The organism is Maribacter sp. MJ134, from assembly GCF_003970695.1.
Taxonomy (GTDB): domain Bacteria; phylum Bacteroidota; class Bacteroidia; order Flavobacteriales; family Flavobacteriaceae; genus Maribacter.
The window spans coordinates 3,217,569-3,240,430 of record NZ_CP034570.1; the positions used below are offsets into that span (position 1 = coordinate 3,217,569).

Genomic DNA, 22,862 nt, shown 5'->3' on the forward strand with positions numbered 1-22,862 from the left:
CATAGGTAATTAGCCAATAATCCGTGGGGGTTGAAAGAGGGAGAACACTAGGTCTTCGCTGACACTTTCAAAATGGGAAAAACATTCTTGGGCAATCGTGGGTTCGATAGGTTTAAAAATATCCAAACCAAAAACAAGGGTATGGGAATGACAGCAATGGCACTGACAAAAAGGCGAGCAAAGTTCACAATCGCCGTGTTCTTGGTTCTGGTCGAAATCCACTTGAAACTCTGTTGTAACCGAATCGGAAATTTGACCATCATCTCCACAAGGCACTACATTGAGTGCCAAAAAATAAAGGGATAGTATGACCGCTAAAAATTTCATAGTGCAAAGATAACCGATTTCCAGTGCAACTGGATTGCAAAGAATAGCTTTTCGTATAATCCCATAAGGGGCTTTTTGGACAATGCTTTTCCTTCATTTACTCAATCCCCTCATGCCCTTCATGCCCAGTCATAGTCTTTCCGCCTTCATCGTTCATCATAGATTTTTTACCCTTCAATTGCGCTGCGGCATCAACGGTAAAAGTTCCATTGGTCACGATTTCATCGCCGTATTCCAAGCCTGAAAGAACGATGTAGCCACCGTTAACCGCATCTCCAATGGAAATTTCCCGCATCTCAAAAGTAGGGCTGTTGGGGTCGGTCTTGACGTAAACTACTGAACGTTCGCCGGTCCATAGGACGGCACTTTCTGGAATTACTAGGGTGTCATCCTTTTTATCTGATGTCAAAGCCAACGAACCCGCTACGAACATTCCCGGTTTTAATTGCCCGTTTAGGTTGTTCAAAACGGCACGGACTTCGATGGTTCTTGTGGAGGAATTGAGTATTGGGTCAATAAAAGAAATCTTGGCATTGAATTTTTTATCGGGATAGGACTTGGTAACAATATCGATATTCTGCCCTTCCTTCAAAAGGGAAACCTGATTTTCATAGGCATCGAAAACGGCCCATACGGTTCCCAAATTGGCTATTTTAAAAAGGGGCGAACCCTTTTTTACATAGTCCCCGGCCTCGACCATAATCTCGGATACCGTGCCGGAAACATTTGCATAAATCGGAAAATTCTCTTGTACCTTGCCCGGTGCCTCAATCTGCCCGATCTGTTTTTCGGAAAGTTTCCAAAGCTTCAATTTGTTTCGTACCGCTTTATATAATTCAGGTTGCGATTCCTTTAGACTGGCAGCGGTGATCAATTCCTGTTGCGCGGAAACCAATTCGGGGGAATAAAGTGTAGCGAGTTGCTCCCCATTTCGGACTTCTTCGCCCTCGGAATTGACAAACAGTTTCTCGATACGGCCATCAAAATAAGAGGCCTGGGTCGCGACCGCTTTTTCATTTTCTTCTATGGTTCCCGAAAGTTTGAGGGTGTTATCTTTTGAAGTACCTGAACCGACGGTCGTAGTCCTAATATCTGCCAACGACATAGCATTTTTTGTCATTTTGAACTGGCCCATGGCCATGCCCTCATCATTTGATTCCGCGGGAATCAAATCCATGCCACAAATGGGGCAATCGCCCGGTTCAGGCTGCATGATCTGGGGGTGCATCGAACACGTCCACATTTCGCCCGATTCCATTTCTTGGGTGTGGTCGTGTTCGGGGTTCATTCCATCGTTAGAATTACTACCAAAAATGAGCCAGCCACAAAGTAGCCCTACCAGTACTGCAATAGCGATATAAATGATGTTTTTGTTCATAATTTTATTCGTTTTCAAGACGTTCGATCATCTGTTTCATTTCCTCAATTTCCTTACGTTGCGCTTTGATAATATCCTCAGCTAATTTCTTAACCTCTGGATCTTGAATATCGGCGCGTTCACTTGTCAATATAGCTATCGAGTGATGCGGTATCATCGCTTTCATCCAAAGCACGTCGCCAACGATAGGTGCTTGAACTCTCACTAAACCTAACGCACCTAAGAAAAGAACCAAACTGCCTACGAGTATACCTATATTCTTCTTTTTGTCGTTGTACATTTTGCGCATAAAGAACCACATTATCACAGCCATTGCAGCGATGCCCAAGCAAACCATATAGAAACGGGTCAAGCTAAAAAATACATGGTCTAAGGAATACGTGTTTAAATGCATCGTAATGTACATCGCTACAAATGAGCAAGCAAGCATCATGAAGAATGTCTTATAGTTTCCGTCTTTTGAATGTTGTTTTGAATTTTCCATTTTTTAGGTTTTATGTTCATTAAATTATTTAATTGATATTGTCCGTAATCTAAGGGCATTGGCTATGACCGATACGGAACTGAAACTCATGGCCAAGGCTGCTATCATAGGGGAAAGCAGAATTCCGAAAAACGGATAAAGAACCCCTGCGGCAATCGGTACGCCCAAAGTGTTATAAATAAGGGCGAAGAACAGGTTCTGCTTGATATTCCTCATTACGGCATCGCTCAGGTTTTTTGCTTTAACGATGCCATTTAAATCGCCTTTTACCAAAGTAATCGCCGCGCTCTCGATGGCGACATCTGTACCTGTTCCCATGGCAATGCCCACATCGCTTTTTGCCAATGCAGGGGCATCGTTGATGCCATCGCCGGCCATTGCGACCACTTTACCGCTTTCCTGAAGTTTTTCGACTTCCCTTAGTTTGTCCCCTGGTAACATTCCTGCCTTAAAATCGGCGAGGTTCAGTTCGCTGGCCACGGCCTGTGCCGTATCATGATTATCGCCCGTAAGCATAATCACATCAATACCTTTTTCCTGTAACTCCTTGATAGCCTTGGCACTTGTTTTCTTGATTTTGTCCCCAATGACAACATAGCCCGAAACCGTTCCGTCAATGGCGATATACGAAACCGTCTTTCCCTGTTTTTGGTAGGTTTTAGCCTCGTCCTTCATTTCCGACGAAATGGTCGAATTGGCATAGTCCATCATTTTAGGATTGCCCAAATCCAACTTTTTGCCATCGACTTTTCCCTCTACACCTTTTCCGGTTACCGCACTGAATCCATCGACCTTTTTGATTTCCGTATTTTGTTCCTTTCCATAGCTTACGGTCGCTTCCGCCAGTGGATGCTCACTATTGCTGTTCAATGAGACGATATACTGCAATATCTCTTCCTCGGAATAGGTGTTGCCGAACACACCTATCTTTTCTACGGCGGGTTTTCCTTCGGTAATGGTTCCCGTTTTGTCCACGATAAGCGTATTGACCTTGTTCATTTTTTCCAAGGCTTCGGCATTCTTGATGAGTACACCGTTCTGCGCTCCTTTGCCCACACCGACCATTACGGACATCGGCGTTGCCAATCCCAATGCACAGGGGCAGGCGATGATGAGTACGGCGATGGCGTTGACCAAAGCAAAGACGTAGGCCGGATCAGGCCCCCAAACTGCCCAAACGATAAATGTGATTATCGCGATCAGTACTACAATGGGCACAAAATATGCGGATACCGTATCGGCCAAGTTTTGTATGGGTGCACGGCTACGGCTGGCATCGTTTACCATGTGGATGATTTGCGAGAGCAAGGTGTCCGAACCTACTTTCTCCGCCTTCATCAAAAAAGACTGGTTTCCGTTTATCGTTCCGCTACTGACCTTATTATCTACCGATTTATTGACCGGAATAGGTTCGCCCGTAATCATCGATTCATCCACGGACGTACTCCCCTCGGTCACTATGCCATCCACAGGAATTTTGTCCCCCGGCTTTACCTTTAGAATATCGCCCAATGCTATTTTGTCAATGGATACTTCCACTTCTTCGCCATCGACAATTTTAACGGCTTTGTTCGGGGCGAGTTTCAGCAGTTCCTTTACCGCCGAGTTGGTCTTGCTGTGAGCGCGGGCTTCCAACAGTTGGCCTAACAGTACCAAGGTCAGAATAACGGTAGCCGCCTCAAAATAGACATGGACTGCCCCTGATTCCGTCTTGAACTCTGATGGGAATATATCAGGGAACACCATACCGACCACACTGAATAGCCAAGCTACCCCTGCACCGATACCGATAAGCGTGAACATATTTAGATTCCACGTTTTGATACTGCGGCAGGCCCGTTCGAAGAACATCCAAGTGGCGTAGAACACCACGGGAATCGATAGTACAAACTGAATCCAATTCCAGTTTTTCTGTTCCAAGATATCGTATAACGGATTGTTGGTAATCATTTCACTCATCGCGATCAGGAAGATCGGCAATGTAAACGCTGCGGCAACCCAGAACTTTTTAAGTAACTTTCTATAGGTCTTCTCCTCTGCGGAAATGTCGGGTTGCATTGGCACCAGATCCATACCACATATTGGGCAGCTTCCCGGTTCGTCCTTAACCACTTCGGGATGCATCGGGCATGTCCATTGTTCGGAAGATAAAACGGACAGATTTTGTTCCTCGACCAAATCCATTCCGCATACGGGACAATCGCCCGGTTTGTCATAGGTTTTGTCGCCTTCGCAATGCATCGGACAATAGAAGGTTCCCGTTCCCTTTCCTTGGAAGGTATCTTCTTTTTTGCTTTGATGTTCGTGCTGATGCTCCCCGTTTTGATGGATGCTGTACTGACCGCCATCATTCTTTAAGGCTTCCTGCAATTTTTCGATGGGGATATGTTTTTCCATCTCAATGTTAGCTTCCGATTTTCCCAAATCGACAGAAACTTGGGTCACACCTTCCACTTCGGAAAGTGTTTTCTCCACATGGCTTCGACAGCCGTTGCAGGTCATTCCGTGTATGTGATAGGTGTGTTTCATATTTTACTTTTTTATGGTTTCAGTAACCTTTCCACACTTCAACATTTTATCCCCGTAGTATGGATTCTTTATTTCCTCCACATTGGAAATCCAGTAACCGCCCTTACCGTCAAATGCCATTGGGCAAAACTGTTTGTAGATTGCCCCTTCGGAAATCGATTCCTTGAACATCGGCTCCACCTTTTCGGTAAATTGGGAAAAGAACTCCCGTTGCTTTTCAATATCATCGGCTTCGGCCATGGCCATTGCCATCGATTTCATTTCTTCCCGTTCTTCTGAAAAACTCTCCGCCAGATTTCCCGCGGCCGTTTGTACTTCCCCAGCATCGGAATTGACCAAGGCCATACGGATCTGTTGATAGTTATGGAAAACCTTGCCCGTCATGCCATCCGAAAAGGACGCATCTGCCATCTCAGCCGTATTCTCCTTCTTGGTTTCTATTTCTTCAGGAGTACTGATTTTGGCATCCTGTTTATTCTTTGTTTCCCCACATGAAGCCAAAGTGATCAGTGTTATTGTTGCGATTGTCAGTGTTACATTTCGTTTCATTTTTTTCATTTTTAGAATTTATATTAGAGATCGATAATCAGTTATTTGTATTCAGTTTTTTATTGATTCGTTACATAGTTTATGATGCTCATTTGGACATAGTAATTTTTGACGGCCTCTATTCCGTTCATCTGAAATTTCAGTTGCAGTTCCTGAATGTCCAACACATCATTGAAGTCTATGGTTCCCGTTTCATAATTCTTGATCAGGATTTCCTCGGCGTCGTTTGCCCGTTCCAGATTCTTTAGCTGCGTTTCGTATTTGATCCGTGCAGCTTCTCGACTATTAATAGCATCGCTCAAAAAGGTTTCCAATAGGTTTTTTCGATTCTCTTTTTGGGCGTTGATCTCCTCTTGTCGCAATTCGTTCTGTACGGTTTTCGATTTGTATTTATTGTTGAAAATGGGAACGGACAAGGACACCATCGGCATCAAGATGTCCTTACCATTGTCGCTGAAATTCATTCCGGCCCTATCGGCTACGGGAATATAATCCAATCCAAAACCGAGATTGGGATTGGCTTCTTTTTGGTTCAGGATTTCCGATTGCGCTATGGATTCATAGAGCCTATCATACTTCTCCAATTCGGGATGCACTTCCAATCGGGACTGTTGAATTTCAGTTGGTTCATATATTGTTAGAGAATCGACAAGCTCGATAGCGAAGGAATCTTCCCTGTTCAGCAGCTTATTGAACCTTGTCCTTTCTGTTTGATACTCTTGTTCCAAGACCAATTTGTTTTCTTCCAGTTCATTTTGGCGAATCTGAAGGCGAAGGACATCCACCGCCGATGCCTTGCCCACTTCTACGGAAGTCAATGCCAATCTTTCATAGGTTTTTAGGAGCTGGATATTTTCATCCAAAACCTTTTGTTTTTCCTTGATCGCGAAAAGTGCATAATAGGATTGGGACACCGACAGGCGTAATTTTCGTTTGGTAATCGCGATATCCAGATAATCCACTTCGGCCAACGAGCTGGCATAATTCTCCCGAGCGGTAATGGTACCGAACCAAGGCAGCATTTGTTTGATGGAAAACCGTGCCTTTTGTGCGCCTGTTCTTGTTTCGGGTTCGCTAACGAAAACACCCGCACTTAACTCTGTATTGGGCAGGGCATCCGCTTCAGCGATTTTTTCCTTCGCAATATTGTACTTGATTTCAAAGGCCTGTACCTCGGGATTGTTGTTTTCCGCCTCTTGGATATAGGAGTCCAAGGTCTGGGCATTTGCAGCCAAAACCGATAAAAACCCAAGTGCTATTGTCGCTATTCTTTTCATGCGTTTTGTCTTTTAAGTTGCCATTCGCTTTTCCAACTGTACAATACCGGAACGACCAACAGGGTTATAAGGGCGATCAACATACCCCCAAAAGAGGGAATTGCCATGGGGATCATGATGTCGCTTCCCCTTCCCGTTGATGTCAGTACCGGCAACAATGCTAGAATAGTTGTTGCCGTGGTCATCAAGCAAGGGCGTATTCGTTTTTCCCCTGCTTCGACGACCGAAGCTCGAACCGCTTCCAAGGTATCGGGTTTATTTCGGTCAAAAGTCTGGGTCAGGTAGGTGGCCATGACCACCCCGTCATCCGTTGCAATTCCGAAAAGGGCGATAAAGCCTACCCATACGGCCACACTCAAATTGATGGTATGCATCTGGAACAGGTCACGAAGATTTTCCCCAAAGAAATTGAAGTTGAGGAACCAATCCTGTCCGTAAAACCATATCATCAAAAACCCTCCCGCAAAAGCGACCGCGATTCCCGTGAATACCATGAACGAGGTCGCTACGGAACGAAACTGGAAATAAAGAATCAGGAAGATGATGACCAAGGCAAGGGGCACGACCACGGACAAGGTTTTTTCAGCCCGTAGTTGATTTTCATAGGTTCCCGTAAATTGATAGTTGATGCCTTTGGGTACTACCAATTCGCCATTGTCGATTTTTTGTTGGATAAGGGCTTGGGCGTTCTCTACCACATTTACTTCCGCAAAACCATCGAGTTTATCAAAAAGCACATAGCCCACCAAGAAAGTATCCTCACTTTTGATGACCTGCGGCCCCTTCTCATATCGGATGCTGACCAGTTCGCTCAATGGGACCGGACTGCCCTTGGCCACAGGAACATAGATGTTCTTGATATCCGTTGGATTCTCCCTTAGCTCACGTGGGTAGCGAACACGGACTCCATATCGTTCCCTTCCCTCGACGGTCTGGGTCAGGGTCATCCCTCCAACGGCCACTTCAAGCACCCGTTGTACATCTTCGATTTGGATACCGTATCTGGCAAGTGCTTCCCTATTAATATCGATCAAGAGATAAGGTTTGCCAACAATCCTATCGGCAAATACCGCTTCATCCTTAACACCTTCAGCTTCTTTTAGAATATTTTCCAATTTAAGCCCAAAAGCTTCGATTTGTTTTAAATCTTGACCCTTGACCTTAATGCCCATTGGTGCACGCATTCCTGTTTGCAGCATGACCAATCTGGTTTCGATAGGCTGTAATTTGGGTGCGGAAGTAACTCCCGGCAATCTCGTTACCCGAACGATTTCATTCCAGATATCATCGGGGGACTGTATCTCCGGTCGCCAGTTGCGGTAGTATTCCCCACCGGAATCTGGAACCAGATCCTCCAAACCGATTTCCGAAAACGATTCAATATCGGACTCATTATACTCGGATGTAATATCGTCAAGCTGTGTATTCGGGTTCAGGATGAAATTCCCATCATTTAGGGCAAAAAGTCCGTCCTCGTTAACTTTGAAGCGTTGTCGTTTTCCATCTTTGCTCAACATGTATTCGGACTTGTACTGAATCATGTTCTCGTACATGGACATTGGTGCGGGGTCGAGCGCAGATTCCGTTCGACCGGCCTTGCCGACCACAGTTTCAATTTCAGGGATGCTGGCAACGGCCATATCCAACTGCTGTAGTACCCTCTTGTTTTCTTCCACTCCGGCATGGGGAAGGGATGTCGGCATCAATAGAAACGAACCCTCATTGAGTGCTGGCATAAATTCCTTACCCGTATTTTGCATAATAAGTACCCCAAAAACAACGATAGCCGTTGGAATGGAAAGGAACAATAGTTTGTTGCGCAACGCCCAGCGAAGGATCCTTGTATAATTTTTTCTAAAGAGGATGAAAAACCCTAACAGCCCAAAACATATCAATCCCACAAAAACAAGGTTCATAAAAATGCTGCGGTCAAATCCCAAGGGTCGCCAATAAGTTGCCAAAAGGAATACGATTGAGGTTGCCGAAATAACGATGTTTAAAAAAGTGGCCTGTTTGTCGGTTAAGGAAAATCCCCCGAATAATCGTCCGGCCAATTCAGCGTTCTTTAAAGGACGAACTGTTCCGAAGGCCATAAGCACCAATCCTAACCAATAACCGTAGACCACTGCGATAAGCCCTGCTACAATAAGTAATACGCTGAACACATAGCCCATAATACTTTTGCTTCGTTTCTTTCTGAACAAAAAGGCGGCAAAAGGCGGGATAAGAAACAGAGCTACGATGATGGAAGCCGTCAACGCAAAGGTCTTGGTAAATGCCAATGGTCGAAATAATTTCCCCTCGGCCCCTATCATGGTAAACACGGGGATAAAACTGATAATGGTGGTCATCACGGCCGTAAGAATAGCTCCGGACACTTCCGCTGATGCGTTATATACAACTGTATTTATAGGAAGCCCATCATCGTTTTCATCAAGGTGTCGAATAATATTTTCGGAAAGGATGACCCCGACGTCTACCATGGTTCCAATAGCGATGGCGATGCCAGAAAGGGCCACGATGTTGGCATCTACCCCGAAGAGTTTCATGGCGATAAAAACCATGAGAACCGCCACGGGTAAAAGACCGGAAATCAAGACGGAGGCCCGAAGATTGAATACCATGATGACGATTACCAAAATCGTAATCAGAATCTCCAAGGTCAAGGCCTCATTGAGCGTACCCAAGGTTTCCTCTATCAGCTCGGTACGGTCATAGAAAGGCACGATGGTCAATTGTGAGATGCTTCCGTCGCTCAGTTCCTTGGATGGAAGTCCCGAACTAAGTTCCTTTATCTTCTCTTTCACATTGTTGATGACCTCCAAAGGGTTTGCCCCATATCTGGCCACCACAACGCCACCTACGACTTCCGCTCCTTCCTTATCCAGAATACCACGTCGTACCGCAGGCCCGAGTGAAACGTTCGCAATATCCTTGACACGGATCGAAGTATAATCTTCCGAGGTTACTACCGCATTTTTAATGTCCTCCAAGGATTCCACATAGCCAAGACCCCTTACCAAATATTCGGCCTGATTGATTTCCAAGGTCTGTGCGCCAATATCACGGTTGCTGCTTTTTACCGCATTGACCACCTGATGAAGTCCTATGTTGTACTGCTTCATCAATTCAGGATCCACATCGATTTGATATTCCTGTACATAACCTCCAATGGAAGCCACCTCGGAAACCCCACTTGCAGCGGACAGCGCGTATTTTACATAGTAGTCCTGTACGGTTCTCAGCTCCTGTAAATCCCATCCGCCGGTTACATTTCCATCCTTGTCCCTGCCTTCCAAAGTGTACCAGTAAATTTGACCCAACCCTGTGGCATCTGGGCCTAAAGCCGGATTAACCCCGTCGGGGAGCAAATTGGTCGGAAGCGAGTTAAGTTTTTCGAGGATACGGCTACGGCTCCAATAGAATTCGACATCTTCTTCAAAAATGATATAGATACTGGAGAAGCCGAACATGGAGGAACTACGTATCGTCCGGACCCCCGGAATGCCCAATAACGAAGTGGTCAACGGATAGGAAATCTGGTCCTCTATATCCTGCGGGGAACGCCCTGTCCATTTGGTAAAAACGATTTGTTGGTTCTCGCCAATATCTGGGATGGCATCAACGGCAACAGGGTCGCTTGGCAGAATGCCAGTTTCCCAATTGAATGGTGCGTTGACGGTACCCCACCCCACAAAGAGAAGCAGCATGAGTACAGCGACTAACTTATTTTCGATAAGAAATTTGATGCCTTTGTTCAGCATAGAAATTGATTATTAAACATTTAGAAACCGTGTGAATAGAAAACACACGAACAACAGGTTTTGCCCAATACAGCGGTTGCCGTTGGGCTAATTTTCTAAAGTTTAAAAATCAAATGAGGAAAGTCTGATCTAGGATTTGGACATCCCGTATCAGCGGTGGGGGCGAATAATCCCTAAAGGGAACTACGTTTTCATCAAGCCCTTCAAAGAGGTTTATGTAGGAATAAATAAAAGAGGCAACAAACAGTTGTTGGTCAAATGAAAGTTGGTCAAAGGATATTTTCAGATCGTCTTGACCTTCAACAACAACTTCCACGTCTGAACAGCAATCCATTTCCATCTCCATCACGGCGCATTCGCTAGAGGATTTTGACATTTCGGCCTTCATCATGCAGGTGTTCACGCTATCGAAAATGCTGAAATCTACCAAATGGTCGCCACAGTAGTGCATATCCACCGAAAAGGACATGGTGGAGAACAGCACGATAAGTGCCATCGAAAGGGATGCTATTTTGCGAAATGCTTCTTTCATCTGCTTTGCAAAGGTACAAAATTTCGGAATTTGTTTTTTTGCTTTAATAAAAGTTTGGGTAACGCTATCGAAACACTGACGATAATCTAAAATGTTCAAAATAAATTTGTTTCATAAGACTTGATGTTGATTTAACTGCACCCAAAACGAAAGTTTTTAAGAAAATTACTATTTTAAGTTTCTCGAATCCATGTCTTTTAAAGCCAGTTTTAGTAAATCTTAGAGCCGCCCAAGAGGAGTGATTTGAGGTATCACATTTTGTGATACCTACTGCATTTACTATGCTAAACATCGTACTGATTCCCTCTTTATAGCGCGAAACCCTGTTTTAAGTGTGATTATTAGGAATTTATTTTTCATTTAGTTTCATCTGTTTTCAAGTTTGGAAACACCGAAAATCATTTGCTATATTGGGATCTATGAATGTTATCTGCATCGAAGAAAAAGCTTTTGATAACCTATTGGATAGGATGTTCAAGTATGTCCGATCCCAACTGGAAACCAACACAGTCGATAAATGGATCGACAAAAAAGATGCGAAGCGTTTACTGAGAATAAAATCAGATACCACCCTTCAAAAATTGCGGGATGAAGGCCAGATAAGGTATTCACAACCCGAAAAAAAGCATATCCTTTACGACCGGGATTCCATCAACGCTTATCTTGAGGCGCATGCCATGGAGCCTTTCAATATCAAATAATTTCCCTTACCTCAACTGGAGTTCGAAAATCTTCAGTACATACTTTTTCTCATTATGTTTCTTTGAAGAATAAACCCTCAAAAATGGGGTTTACTTTAACCAAAGTATCATTACATATCCTTTAATTAGGACATCGACTTGTTCTGCCATGTTCCTGCGGAAGTTCAAAAATATTCCACTCCAAGACTTCCCGAACGAACCGCTTCGCCGGTTCGCATTCGGGGCCTTTCCGTTCCAGATTTTCGAACCCCCTCGTCACCGCGTAAAAACCCAAGCGGCGAAAAAGCCGCTTGCCTTTTCCTCCCCCTACCCACAAATATTTTGGATATTTCCCAAAATCCGTAGTTTTTTTGACTCCATATTAGACCAGATAATTTACTCGATTGGTCTTAAATGGTCTCTATTGGTCTTAAATGGTTTTACGACTTAAAATATTGATAATTAGACTATTATAATTCAATTTCATGTATTATATTTATCCACGTAGGTGGATAGCAAGTGATGTTTTGCGCACCGCAAAAACGCCTACTTCTGACGAAGTGAAAAACGATAAAATCGGTTTAATAAATGGCTAGTAACAAAGGTGGTAGAAAACGTCTCGGGGACAAGAAAAGGGAGCATGCCATAACGCTCAGGTTCAACGGTACGGAACTGGAAAAAGTGAAGAGCATCCTTCAATCCTATAATCTCGATTTTGGAAAAAGGGGAACGGTCGGCCCTTTTCTAAGAAAGCTCATTTTGAACGGAAAAACTACAAAGGAAAAACGTATTCCCGATGGCTTCTCGAACCTCAGTTACCAGATCAATAAGATAGGCACCAACATCAATCAACTCGTCAAGGTTGCCAACTACAAGAACATACGTAGCCCGAACGCTAACCTTGAAAGGGAAATCAAAAAAGCTAGTCAACTAATGCTCGAATTGATAGAAACAATCAACACCAAAAACCAAAAATGATAGCAAGGGTACTTTATCGGAAAAGTGTACAGGGCGTGCTGAAGTATGTCTTGGGCAAAGAAGAAAGTACCGTACTCGGTTTTCAGAATACCTATTCCGATACGGATACCAACATGAAGTTTTTCGGTAGGGTGTTGTACCATCTTGGCAATCGGCACGATTCCGAAAAACGGTATGCGCATATTTCACTTAATCTTCCCCGTGGCGAGAACTTGAACGACAGGGAGTTTTTTGAACTCTCCAAAAAGTATATGGAACACATGGGCTATGGCGAACAGCCCTATGTCGTTATCCGTCATCACGATACCAAACACGAGCATGTGCATATCGTCTCGTCCACCATCAAGGAAGACTGTTTGCAGATCAACCTTTCCAATGATATCAGGAGGAGCATAGCGACCCAGAAATACCTCGAAAAAGAGTTCGATCTTTCCCCATCTCCCGATACAAAGCAGACCAAGGAACTTCCGAAATACGAAATGCCCGAATTCCGGAACCGGGACATTAACGGGGTCAGGTTCTATATACAGGACATCGTAAACAACACCATACAGAAGTACAAGGTGCGAAGTTTTAAGGAACTTGAAGAACGCCTTAAAGACCATCATATTGAGGTAAAGACGGTCGAGCGAAATGGAAGGCTAGGAGTATCCTATGGAGTCGCAGTAAAGGATGGATACAAATCGAGGTTCATCAACGGCTATACCGTGCATCCACAGTTGAGCGGGCCAAAACTGCAAAAGGTCTTCGAGCAGAACCAAAGCTCGAAACTATTGCCGATGGTCAAAAGACGACTGGAAAAACAACTGCAAACCACTTACGAACTATTCAAGACGATAGACCCCGAACATCTGCCCGACATTCTGGAATCCTATCAAAAACTGGATTGCAAGGTCGATTATGATGAGGAAGAAAAAGCAGTTGACTTTACCATTTATGACAAATCTGGCTATGTCCTGAAGGCCAAAGAAATAGCGACCCGTATCGGAATCCGAAAGAACCCCGAAAAGTTCAAGACCGAAAACACCGAGATGGATGCAGAAAGTAAACAGCTGAAACTGGAGCTTCAAAAATGCATCAAGGAAGCCTATGAAGAGACTTATCAAAATTCGGGAAGAAAACTACTTTTCTCCGAACATATCGATAGGCTAAGTGTAAAACCATTGGTCAAGGAAATAACAAGATCGGAACGTTTTCTATTTCTAAAAAAGTACCTGTATATCGATAACAGAAGAATGGGCAATATGCTACAGGAACAGTACGATATTGTAAAGGACAAGCTATCCGTTAAGGAATCTGTCAAGGAAGAACAGCAATTAATAAGGAAGGCCGAACTTATAATACAGGCTAGCGACAAGCGGTTATTCGATACGCCAAACCAACGAAAAATCCTTTTCGAGCTAGTTCGAAGCCTCGGCACCGATTACGGTAGGGGCATGCTCCGATTTTCGAATTCCCATCGACATCAAGTAAAACTAAACTTGGGCCAAATACAGTTGCCCAAGCAAATCGACTTTTACGCTTCCCCAAGCTTTATCAGGGAAAACGAAAAAATATTGGACGGACTTTTGAACGACAGAACAGAAAAAGAGATCAGCCCAAGTCCGACGGCGATATTCCTGCCCTTGATGTTCCCGAACCTTTACGGGGCCATGGCACAGAAATACAGGCAACGGTTCGAATGGTTGAGCTTGAAGTCATATCACAAATATGCAGAACGCATGCAGATATCCTTCGAGAAATCTCCGAAGGATTATGTAGAGTTCTTCAATGCCAAAGGCTTCTACTTTGAGAAAAGGGAGGATAGGCTTTGCATCGGTTCGATATATTCCAAGTATCCGGTAAGCGTTCCGATTTCACCAAAAACACAGGCCTATCTGGAATCATCGACCGACTTGAACAGGGTTTTAGGCGGGCAAACAAAAATCTTGGCAAACATCGAGACATCCGGACGGAATAATCTGAAAAGTCTTTGGGCGGGTCATTTGGTGGAGACAGGGCAATATAAGAAGGCGGCCTATCTCTTCGTATTGGACGGGGTAAGACCGAATCTCCCATTGCAGCAATTGGAAGATCATATGCAGAACGGGTTGAAGGAAGCCTTGGTTACTATCTCCCAAAAGCAAGTGAGCAGAAAACAGGCGCATCTACTTCGAAAAGGTGTATACGCACTTGGCAATATGTTGGGAAGCAATAGTTTTAGAGAAGAAGAAATGTTCAACGGCTTTAAGGATGAATTGACCGATTACTCAAAATATAAAGGCAAGTGGCTTTCGATGTGAATCCCAAAGGGAATTCGTTCAAAGAATTTAGCACCCTAAAGGATGCTTTTTGTGGATAGGGAGAGAAAAGAGATGGTGTGCCGAGCCAAGTTCGGTTTGCGCCCTACGGAGTTTCTTCTTTACGCTTACCTGTCGGGACGCTAAAGAAACTCCGCAGGATCCACGCGCAGGTAAGTTATGGTAAGATTTGGGGTAGGACGAAAAACGGTTCCAAGAAGTATGTTGATGGAATTTTAACCTGATTTACGAAACTTTAATAGACTTATTTTTCCGATAGTTGACCAAAAATTTCATCTTGGTACTCGTCCATTTTGCTTTTTCTCAAATTAGCCAGATATGCTTGGGTAGTGCCAATACGTTTATGTCCGAGCATTTGAGAGATGGCGGTTAATGGTATTCCCATATCATCCGCTCCTGACGCGAAGGTGTGACGAGCCGCATAGCTTGTCACTTTTTCTTCTATTCCCGCTTTTTTTGCTATTTTTTTGAGGTTTTTATTATAGCGTTCCCTTGCCCAAACTATTTTTTCATATTGCTTTATGGGGTTATCGTCTTTGACAATGTCCAATATGTAGTCCGATTTCTTTTTTCCTTCTGTGAAATAATCAAGAAGGGGTTTTAATTCGTCATGGATTTTGATATTGTAGGGTTCATCCGTTTTTTGTCTAGTGTATCGGATACGGCCGTCAATGATATTCGATAATTTCAAATGTGCTAAATCAACAAAGGACATCCCATTGAGTAGAAAGCTCATCATAAAAATATTCCTGTCACGGAAAAGAGTGGTGTCTTCGTCCAGTTCCAATACCGCAATTTTACGAATAGCATCTATCGTCAATGCTCGTTTTTCGGGTTTGCCGCTTCGTATGACGTAGTCATTAAAAGCATATCCCTCTTTGTCGGCTATACCAGCTTTGATAGCTTTGTTGTTAATGGATCGAATGGTGCGCATATAAGCACTTAGACCACCTAACTTGTTGCCCTTCGCCAAATGATATCTTTCAAAGCGATTTAGAAAATCTAAATTCAACTCATCAAATGTAAAATCTTTGTCGTTTCTAAAATTCTTGATTACGTTCAAAGTAAATCGATATATTTTAGCATTCCCGATGCGATTTGATTCAATAAAGCCTTTTATTAGTTGTTCCGTAAATTGATAAAAGGTCGTAGAGTTGTTTTTTTGAGTCAAATGATTACGGAGTTCCGAAATACTCATGTATTTCAATTTTCCTTTGTCTTCCCACTTGGTCAATATGTCGACCATTTGGGCCATTTTTTTCTGAAGCAAATTATTAAGACGGGACGGCGAGTCCGTTCCTTTATAGGTAGTTTTTATTTTTTGCCTCTTTTGATCCCATTCAGAAATAGCCAATTGATGCCCTGTTGCAATGCTTGTAGTTTTTCGATTATGGGTCAAACGAAAAATTAAAGGGAATTTTTTGGTATTTTTACGCCTAGTATCTAAAGAAAGTTTAATGTATGTGGGCATTTCCGTAGATTTCATTTGCACGCAGATTGCACGCAGAAATTGTATTATTATGGTTTTAAATGTATTTAAATATACAAAAATATTCTTGAAAAGCCTATAAATAGGCCATATTAAACCATTTGAATACAAATGTTACCTTGCTGGCAGGCAAGAGGTCACCGGTTCGAATCCGGTATTCTCCACCAGTAAATACAGGCCTTCACAGATGTGAGGGCTTTTTTGGTTTTAAAAATTGCACACTTTTTGCACACTTTCTTGTTTATTTTCAAACTTTAACATTTGCAAAGTCATTTAGTATCATTCTTAATCATTTTCTATTGGAAACTGGTATTTGATTGTACATATTGAATTTCTGACTTTCGTAGTATTTCTTTTCCCAAATCTTACCATAACTTATCTGCGCAGGATCCTCTTGGGTTTTTGTAGTATTCAGGTTGATAAGCGTTAATCAAAAACCCAATAGGGCGCATACTACCTTTCTTCTGAATTACCGTTCAGCACATTCCCCTACATTCCGTAAACTCCATTTCGGTGAATAAGCTTCACTCCAAAATCTTGGACACGATTATGGATTTAAGTACCTCCTTTAATAATTTTAGAAAACCCAAGAAGAATTTGCTAACCGAATAAATCTCCAAAAAATCCAAAATCAAGTCCGCTGGATAGGAATTTCCTTGTTTGCATTTTGTTCTGTTTCAAGAGGATTTGAAATTTCAATATGTATGGTGTTCGAAGTACTTCACGACCCGCCACCTTACCCCTTTTTTTGATAGCAAATAAACAACATTCGTTTTTGGACAGCGGCATAAACCAGGCTCGTGCCTCGCTCTTATTTATACGCCTTACCAACCCCGAATATTGAAAGTCCGGGGCAACAAAAAAAGGTAACGCGACGGCTCTATGGGAAGTAAATCGAAAACGGAAATAATGAAATCATATCAAATCCTCAAAAATGAAACAGAACAAAAGTTAAAAAACAAAAAAGAGGAAAACGCTCTAAATATAATAAGTAAATCGATTTTAAAGGCTGACCGATAGTCGGGCAGTTCTTAGTATTAATTCTAAATTTTTCAATTATGAGTACCATTAAAAACAAAGTTCAGTTAATCGGCAATGTGGGAAACAATCCCGAAATGACGGTTTTAGAAAGCGGTAAAAAAGTAATCCGATTTTCATTGGCCACCAATGAGAACTACAAGAACGGAAAAGGCGAGAAGGTGCAAAGTACGGACTGGCACAATATCGTAGCATGGGGCAAAACAGCCGAAATCGTGGAAAAGTATGCCGTCAAGGGCAAACAAATTGCTATAGATGGTAAATTAACAACTCGAAATTATGAAACCAAGGAAGGCGAGAAGCGCTATATAACCGAAGTGGTTATTAATGAAGTCATGTTATTGGGTTCCAATTCTGAAAATAAAGTAGCCTAATTCGCAAACGGTTTAAAATCAAAGAGGGCATCTCTCGCAAAAGTTCTGCCCTCTTTTTTAATACCCATAATCCTAAAATTATACGTAATGAAAGACAAAGTTAACGAAATACGAATAAGCTATAAAGAACGCATCCCTTGTCATTTTTGGACAAAGATAAATTCCTCGAAAGACGCTGCTGATTTGCTGTTCGAAAATTGGGACAAACAGACCATTCAAGTACATGAATCCTTTAAGGTCATACTCTTGAACAACAGCAATAAAGTGAAGGGTATCTATCAACTTTCCAAAGGTGGAATTACCTCAACAATAATAGATATACGAATCTTGTTCGCAGTGGTTTTAAAATCATTATCCGTGGCGATCATTTTGACCCATAATCATCCCAGTGGAACATTGAAAGCTAGTCAGGCCGATAAGGACATCACGGAGAAAATTAAAAAGGCCGGCGAACTTCTGGACATTAAAGTATTAGATCATTTGATTATGGTACCTAATGGCGACTACTACAGTTTTGCGGATAACGGGTTGATGTAAGATTAAACGCAATGGACATCAATATAGATATACCGGTACGTCTGAATTTCAATAATCTGGACGGAGATACACAGGAAAAATTGATGGAGCAATCCAAGAAAGAAGTGACACTAAAATGCGGTACTGAAATGAAAAGGTACGCCCAAGAAAATCATTTGGACTATCAAGAAATTTTGGAAGAGGAGGCCATCAATAACCTTTACAATTACAAATTTATGTTCACTATCTAATGAAAGGAGGTTTTTATCGATCGGGGCGACTTGTCAAAGTTGCCCTTTTCCTTTTATGGAAATGCAACGCTTTCCCATATTCAATATGGATTCCTTAAAAATGAATCTTTCTCATTCTTAAAAAACCGTGTTTCAAGCCTGGTAGTTATAAGAGCCTTTACCTTAAGGGAAAGGTATTTTTTTTGACCCCTTCGGGGGAAAAAGGAATAGCAAGAGGATAACACGCTAAAGCGGTGTTATAATGTTTGATTTCTTTTTCAATGCATTGAAAATGAAATGATTATCGATGATTTAGGCCTTAATTCGGTCTAGGAATAGGTAAAAAGTTTGTTGCAAAACATTCGGCAGGCCCTGAAAACATTAAAAAAGTTTGTTGTAAAATGAAAGTGAAAAACAAATACAAGTATGACTATCTGGCTTTGAACATAAGGGCAAAGGTTGTTGTACGCTTTCGTGCTTTCTCTAAAAAGGTAGCCCGCTCCCATGCAGAAACCTTGACCGTAATGATGGACTTTTTTGAGTGGCACAACTACTCTCCCCACCAACGCTTTGGCAAAGACGTAATTGCCGGACAGAAGAAAAACCGCAAGCGAATCGATGCCGTAATCGCCATTATCAAGTCCGTCGAGAAGTCTCAGAACGTTCCCATAATGAATATCGAGGCGATGCTGAAATCCCTCTTTAAAGAGGAAATCAAAAAGTACGCTCCCAAATTATTGGAACCGAAAAAGGTTACTAAATCCGAACAAAAATCCATAGCTGAAAAGAACATAGTTTCAAGAATCGACCATGACCGAACCCATGAAAAATTATCCGAAACTCGGGACCGATTGAAGTATGTTTTGGAACGGGTCGAACTGGTCAGTAACCGTTTTGGAAAGGACTTTTTAAAATTGGAAATCACTAGGGAAGAACTCGCCCGATTCAAAAGGGGTCTAAAAAATTAGTCATATGTATATAGCAATCACACCACAGAAACTAGGTCAAAGTTATTCGAACAGTGCAGCGGATTATGTTACCTATCTCGAAAAGGAAAACGAAGGTCTGGAACAAGAAAATCAGAAACATTTTTTTAACCAAACTGAAGACCGGATTTCTCCAGACAAAGTCATTTCGGAAATCGATGCCAATACCGCAAAACTCAAAAAAACCGAACCCAAATTTTATTCGATCGTGGTCAGTCCGAGCCAACGCGAACTCAAAAAAATTGTGAATAATACCGAAGCTTTAAAAACCTATACTAGAGAGTTAATGAAGGACTACGCCAAATCCTTTTATAGAGAGAAACTGGTAACAGTCGATCAGATAAAATATTTCGTCAAAATAGAACACGAACGCACCTATCGGGGTTTTGAAAAAGAAGTGCTGGAAAATGCCCCCTACCGAAAACAGATTGCCAAATTAAAGAACAATATCCGAAAAGTAGCCCGTGGGGAATTGAAAGGAAACATTAAAAAATTGGAACAGGAAATCGCTTCTTTGAGAGTTTCAGCACCCTATCAGATTAATGGCCAGATGATTGTGGCCGGAATGAAAAAAGAGGGCAATCAATCCCACATACATATCATCGTTAGCCGCAAGGATGTGACCAATACCTTTAGCCTTTCCCCTGGATCGAAGTACAAGGCTTCGGAAGTTGAAATGCATGGTAAGAAGGTACAACGGGGTTTTCATCGAGATCAGTTCTTCGAAAAGGCCGAAAAGACCTTTGATAGGGTTTTTGGCTATGACCGCAACTTTGTGGAAACCTATACCGCCAAGAAAACCTTGATCAAAAATCCCGCTATGTTTCGAATGCTCTTGGGAAACCTGCCCACCAACGAAAAAGCCCTCGCCCTAAAACTACTTTCAAAATCGGGAATGCACATTCCGGCCATTCCAACGAATAAAGTGCAGTTGGCCCTAAAAGTATTTCACAGATTAAGACGGGGAATGCAACGGGCCATCGAATCGGGATCAATAGGAATTTAAATCAAAGCCATGGAAGAATTAAATTTTAGTAGTGTGATGTTATTAACCCTTCTCTTTGGAAGCGGCCTTTGCTTTCTTTTGGTCCGTTTCATCAAGGAAGGGTTCTTTATCAATATCCTTTGGATCGGGCTTGGATTGTTTTGGGTTTGGTCAAAGTCCCCAGATGAAAAGCAGTTCCTTTTGGTTCTGCTACTCATTGCTTTGCCCTTGTTGTTTGTCAATATTCTCTTTTATGTATTCTTTCCCAAGGAGAGCGAATCGAATACCAATGGTAGGTACCGGGTCAAGCTTCAAGTCTCAAAAGGGAAACTGCTTTTGGAAAACATCCGTAGGGGTATTGCCATTATCGGAGCAGCGGGAAGTGGCAAAACAGAAAGCGTAGTCTATCCCCTTTTAAATCATTTTAGCCAGTGGAACTTTAGTGGGGTCATCTATGACTACAAGGATTTTGAGATCACCGAAATGGCCTACCCCTTATTCAGTCAATGTGATATTCCCTTCTTTATCCTTTCATTCGATACCATTCATTCAAGGGTCAATCCCATTGCGCCAAGATACCTGCCCGACGAGGAAAGTGTCAACGAGCTTTCTAGGGTATTGGTGGAAAATCTCTTGGAACAAAAGGACAACAATATGAACGCCACTACCCGATTTTTTAATGATGTCGTGGAGGGCTTGGTCGGGGGAATGATATGGCGTTTGAAAACCGATTTTGAAAAATTTTGTACCCTGCCCCATTTGATCGCCCTATATCAACATCTAAATACGTCACAACTTATTGAGTTCCTATCCGACAATGTCACGTCAAAAGCTATGGCGGATGCCTTTATCTGTGGTGTGGATTCCGAACGGCAGACGGCTGGGGTCAAGAGTACTTTGGCCAATGCTTTCAAAAAGATCAGTACCCAACGTATCTTTATGGCACTTTCTGCAGATGAGGTCGATCTGAACATCAATCACAAGGATAATTTGGCGGTTGTTTCGGTTGTGAATAACCCGAAAATCGAAACGTCTCTTTCTCCGGTTATCGCGACCATCATCCATACGATTACGAAACAGATGAGCGTCCGCCATCGTAACCCTTCTTTTCTATTGATGGAAGAAGCGGCGACTTTGCGATTGCTAAATATGCACCGTATACCCGCTACCTTACGTAGCTACGATATTACCACGGTCTATGTATTGCAGGATAAGATCCAGAATGACATGATTTATGGCCCTATGGCCAGTAAGGCAATTTTGGCCAATCTGTCCTATCAGTTTTTCGGCAAGGCCAATGACCCTGACACCGCCAAGTACTATGAACGTTTTTTTGAAATCGTCAAGGAGGAGACCAAGAGTGTGAACAAAGGCTATAACCTCAACTTTGATACTCGTGTCACCAAGGGAGAGCGTGAAGTGGCAAAGACTCGCGCCGACGTTTTCTATGGATTGCAACAAGGTGCTTTTGTGGTTTTGGCAGATGGAAAGGATAAAAAGGTAAAGTTTAAAACACCAAAACTTATCAGGCAATTGCCATTACCGGAACGGAATTTAAAGGAAAAACTTCAGGAGAATTTTGAGAAGATTCATCGGGAGGTGAAAGAGGTTCTAAAAGAATAGTATCAAAAAATCAAATTGTACACTCTTTACAAAAGGTGCAATTTGTAAAGAGTTGTCATATTCTTAATATGCTGTTGTATTGTTCAATGTGGAAAATAAAAAAGGCTCTAATAGAAAAATTGAACTCAAATATCTCCTATTTTAATGGAGTTAATTCTAAAGGAAAATGAAGAATTCTTATCTTGTTTTTATAGAATTGTTGAATGTTACTTTCTGTGTTTATATAACTTTTTGAGGTTCATGCTGAAGAATATAATCGGTTTTAAGTAGGTCAGACACCATTTACATGAACTAAAATACCCACAAGTGGCTATTTTTTTATTACACAACATTCTTATCTTTAGTTTAATAACCAAAACATATCAAAATGAAGAAGTCAATTATTTTTTGTTTTATAATTTTTATGGCAAGTTGCAAGGCCTATGATGTTAAACAAACTGAGCCAATTACTTTAAAAAAGGGAATTGAAGATATTATTAATGCTTTAAATCATGCAGGAAATTTAGAGACTACCAAGTATAATGGACTAGTTCCCTCAGAATTTACGGTTGAGTTGAATCTTACCACCTCAGAAAAGGGAACGCAAAATGCATCCTTAGAAATTGCACCAGCTTCTGTCATTCCTAAAATTGGGGCAGGGTGGTCGGCTGAAGTCAATAATTCATCAGGAAATAAGCTTACCATCAAATTTCGTAGCATATTGTTTGCAAAACAGGATGAATTTATGTCAACAAGATCACCGGATTCTATTGTTCAATTTTACCAACGACTTAAGGATTTAAATTGGAATGCCACATTAAATTAAAGGTCGCACCCAGTCTAA

The 22,862-nt window shown here is 42.2% G+C and carries 18 protein-coding genes and 1 pseudogene; 10 read left to right on the forward strand and 9 right to left on the reverse strand.

Annotation, left to right across the window (positions count from 1 at the left end):
- Window positions 1-9 precede the first annotated feature (9 nt).
- The 8 genes and pseudogenes from EJ994_RS13935 to EJ994_RS13970 all read right to left on the reverse strand — a co-directional run bounded on the left by EJ994_RS13935 (window position 10) and on the right by EJ994_RS13970 (window position 10,840).
- Window positions 10-327 (reverse strand): DUF6660 family protein, encoded by a 318-nt coding sequence (locus EJ994_RS13935; RefSeq protein WP_126593036.1) that lies wholly within the window; start codon window positions 325-327, stop codon window positions 10-12.
- Between the two features lie 100 nt (window positions 328-427).
- Window positions 428-1,705 (reverse strand): annotated as a pseudogene (locus tag EJ994_RS13940) (efflux RND transporter periplasmic adaptor subunit); the annotation flags it as partial.
- 4 nt (window positions 1,706-1,709) lie between these two features.
- On the reverse strand, window positions 1,710-2,189 hold the full coding sequence (locus EJ994_RS13945) for a DUF305 domain-containing protein (RefSeq protein WP_126593038.1): 480 nt from the start codon (window positions 2,187-2,189) through the stop codon (window positions 1,710-1,712).
- A 24-nt stretch (window positions 2,190-2,213) separates the two neighbouring features.
- Complete coding sequence (locus EJ994_RS13950; RefSeq protein ID WP_126593039.1) at window positions 2,214-4,718, reverse strand: heavy metal translocating P-type ATPase; 2,505 nt, start codon at window positions 4,716-4,718, stop codon at window positions 2,214-2,216.
- Between the two features lie 3 nt (window positions 4,719-4,721).
- Window positions 4,722-5,267 carry a DUF3347 domain-containing protein gene (locus tag EJ994_RS13955; RefSeq protein WP_126593040.1) on the reverse strand — a complete coding sequence of 182 codons (546 nt, stop codon included), beginning with the start codon at window positions 5,265-5,267 and terminating at the stop codon, window positions 4,722-4,724.
- A 59-nt stretch (window positions 5,268-5,326) separates the two neighbouring features.
- Window positions 5,327-6,544, reverse strand: a complete 1,218-nt coding sequence (locus EJ994_RS13960) for a TolC family protein (RefSeq protein ID WP_126593041.1) — start codon at window positions 6,542-6,544, stop codon at window positions 5,327-5,329.
- Window positions 6,541-10,308: an efflux RND transporter permease subunit gene (locus tag EJ994_RS13965; protein WP_126593042.1), complete on the reverse strand. Its 3,768-nt coding sequence runs from the start codon at window positions 10,306-10,308 to the stop codon at window positions 6,541-6,543. The genes EJ994_RS13960 and EJ994_RS13965 overlap by 4 nt, the downstream gene beginning before the upstream one ends.
- A gap of 109 nt (window positions 10,309-10,417) precedes the next feature.
- Window positions 10,418-10,840 (reverse strand): HYC_CC_PP family protein, encoded by a 423-nt coding sequence (locus tag EJ994_RS13970; protein WP_126593735.1) that lies wholly within the window; start codon window positions 10,838-10,840, stop codon window positions 10,418-10,420.
- 419 nt (window positions 10,841-11,259) lie between these two features.
- Here EJ994_RS13970 and EJ994_RS13975 point away from each other — a divergent pair, with 419 nt between their 5' ends.
- From EJ994_RS13975 to EJ994_RS13985, 3 genes are all read left to right on the forward strand, one after another.
- A complete protein-coding gene (locus tag EJ994_RS13975) occupies window positions 11,260-11,541 on the forward strand; it encodes a helix-turn-helix domain-containing protein (RefSeq protein WP_126593043.1) in 282 nt (93 codons plus the stop codon).
- Between the two features lie 567 nt (window positions 11,542-12,108).
- Window positions 12,109-12,498, forward strand: coding sequence for a plasmid mobilization relaxosome protein MobC (mobC, locus tag EJ994_RS13980; protein ID WP_126593044.1), 390 nt, complete (start codon window positions 12,109-12,111; stop codon window positions 12,496-12,498).
- Window positions 12,495-14,780 (forward strand): relaxase/mobilization nuclease domain-containing protein, encoded by a 2,286-nt coding sequence (locus EJ994_RS13985; RefSeq protein WP_126593045.1) that lies wholly within the window; start codon window positions 12,495-12,497, stop codon window positions 14,778-14,780. The genes mobC and EJ994_RS13985 overlap by 4 nt, the downstream gene beginning before the upstream one ends.
- A 262-nt stretch (window positions 14,781-15,042) precedes the next feature.
- Here EJ994_RS13985 and EJ994_RS13990 read toward each other — a convergent pair whose 3' ends face one another.
- Window positions 15,043-16,284: a site-specific integrase gene (locus tag EJ994_RS13990; RefSeq protein ID WP_126593046.1), complete on the reverse strand. Its 1,242-nt coding sequence runs from the start codon at window positions 16,282-16,284 to the stop codon at window positions 15,043-15,045.
- A gap of 1,061 nt (window positions 16,285-17,345) precedes the next feature.
- Here EJ994_RS13990 and EJ994_RS13995 point away from each other — a divergent pair.
- The 7 genes from EJ994_RS13995 (at window position 17,346) to EJ994_RS14025 (ending at window position 22,844) form a co-directional block, all read left to right on the forward strand.
- A complete protein-coding gene (locus EJ994_RS13995; protein WP_126593047.1) occupies window positions 17,346-17,699 on the forward strand; it encodes a single-stranded DNA-binding protein in 354 nt (117 codons plus the stop codon).
- Between the two features lie 87 nt (window positions 17,700-17,786).
- Window positions 17,787-18,236 (forward strand): RadC family protein, encoded by a 450-nt coding sequence (locus tag EJ994_RS14000; protein ID WP_126593048.1) that lies wholly within the window; start codon window positions 17,787-17,789, stop codon window positions 18,234-18,236.
- Window positions 18,237-18,247: 11 nt separating this feature from the next.
- Window positions 18,248-18,466: a hypothetical protein gene (locus EJ994_RS14005; protein WP_126593049.1), complete on the forward strand. Its 219-nt coding sequence runs from the start codon at window positions 18,248-18,250 to the stop codon at window positions 18,464-18,466.
- A 380-nt stretch (window positions 18,467-18,846) separates the two neighbouring features.
- A complete protein-coding gene (locus EJ994_RS14010; RefSeq protein ID WP_126593050.1) occupies window positions 18,847-19,413 on the forward strand; it encodes a BfmA/BtgA family mobilization protein in 567 nt (188 codons plus the stop codon).
- Between the two features lie 4 nt (window positions 19,414-19,417).
- Complete coding sequence (gene mobB, locus EJ994_RS14015; protein ID WP_126593051.1) at window positions 19,418-20,437, forward strand: MobB family relaxase; 1,020 nt, start codon at window positions 19,418-19,420, stop codon at window positions 20,435-20,437.
- Between the two features lie 9 nt (window positions 20,438-20,446).
- Window positions 20,447-22,039: a type IV secretory system conjugative DNA transfer family protein gene (locus tag EJ994_RS14020; protein ID WP_126593052.1), complete on the forward strand. Its 1,593-nt coding sequence runs from the start codon at window positions 20,447-20,449 to the stop codon at window positions 22,037-22,039.
- 367 nt (window positions 22,040-22,406) lie between these two features.
- Window positions 22,407-22,844, forward strand: coding sequence for a hypothetical protein (locus EJ994_RS14025; protein ID WP_126593053.1), 438 nt, complete (start codon window positions 22,407-22,409; stop codon window positions 22,842-22,844).
- Window positions 22,845-22,862 lie beyond the last annotated feature (18 nt).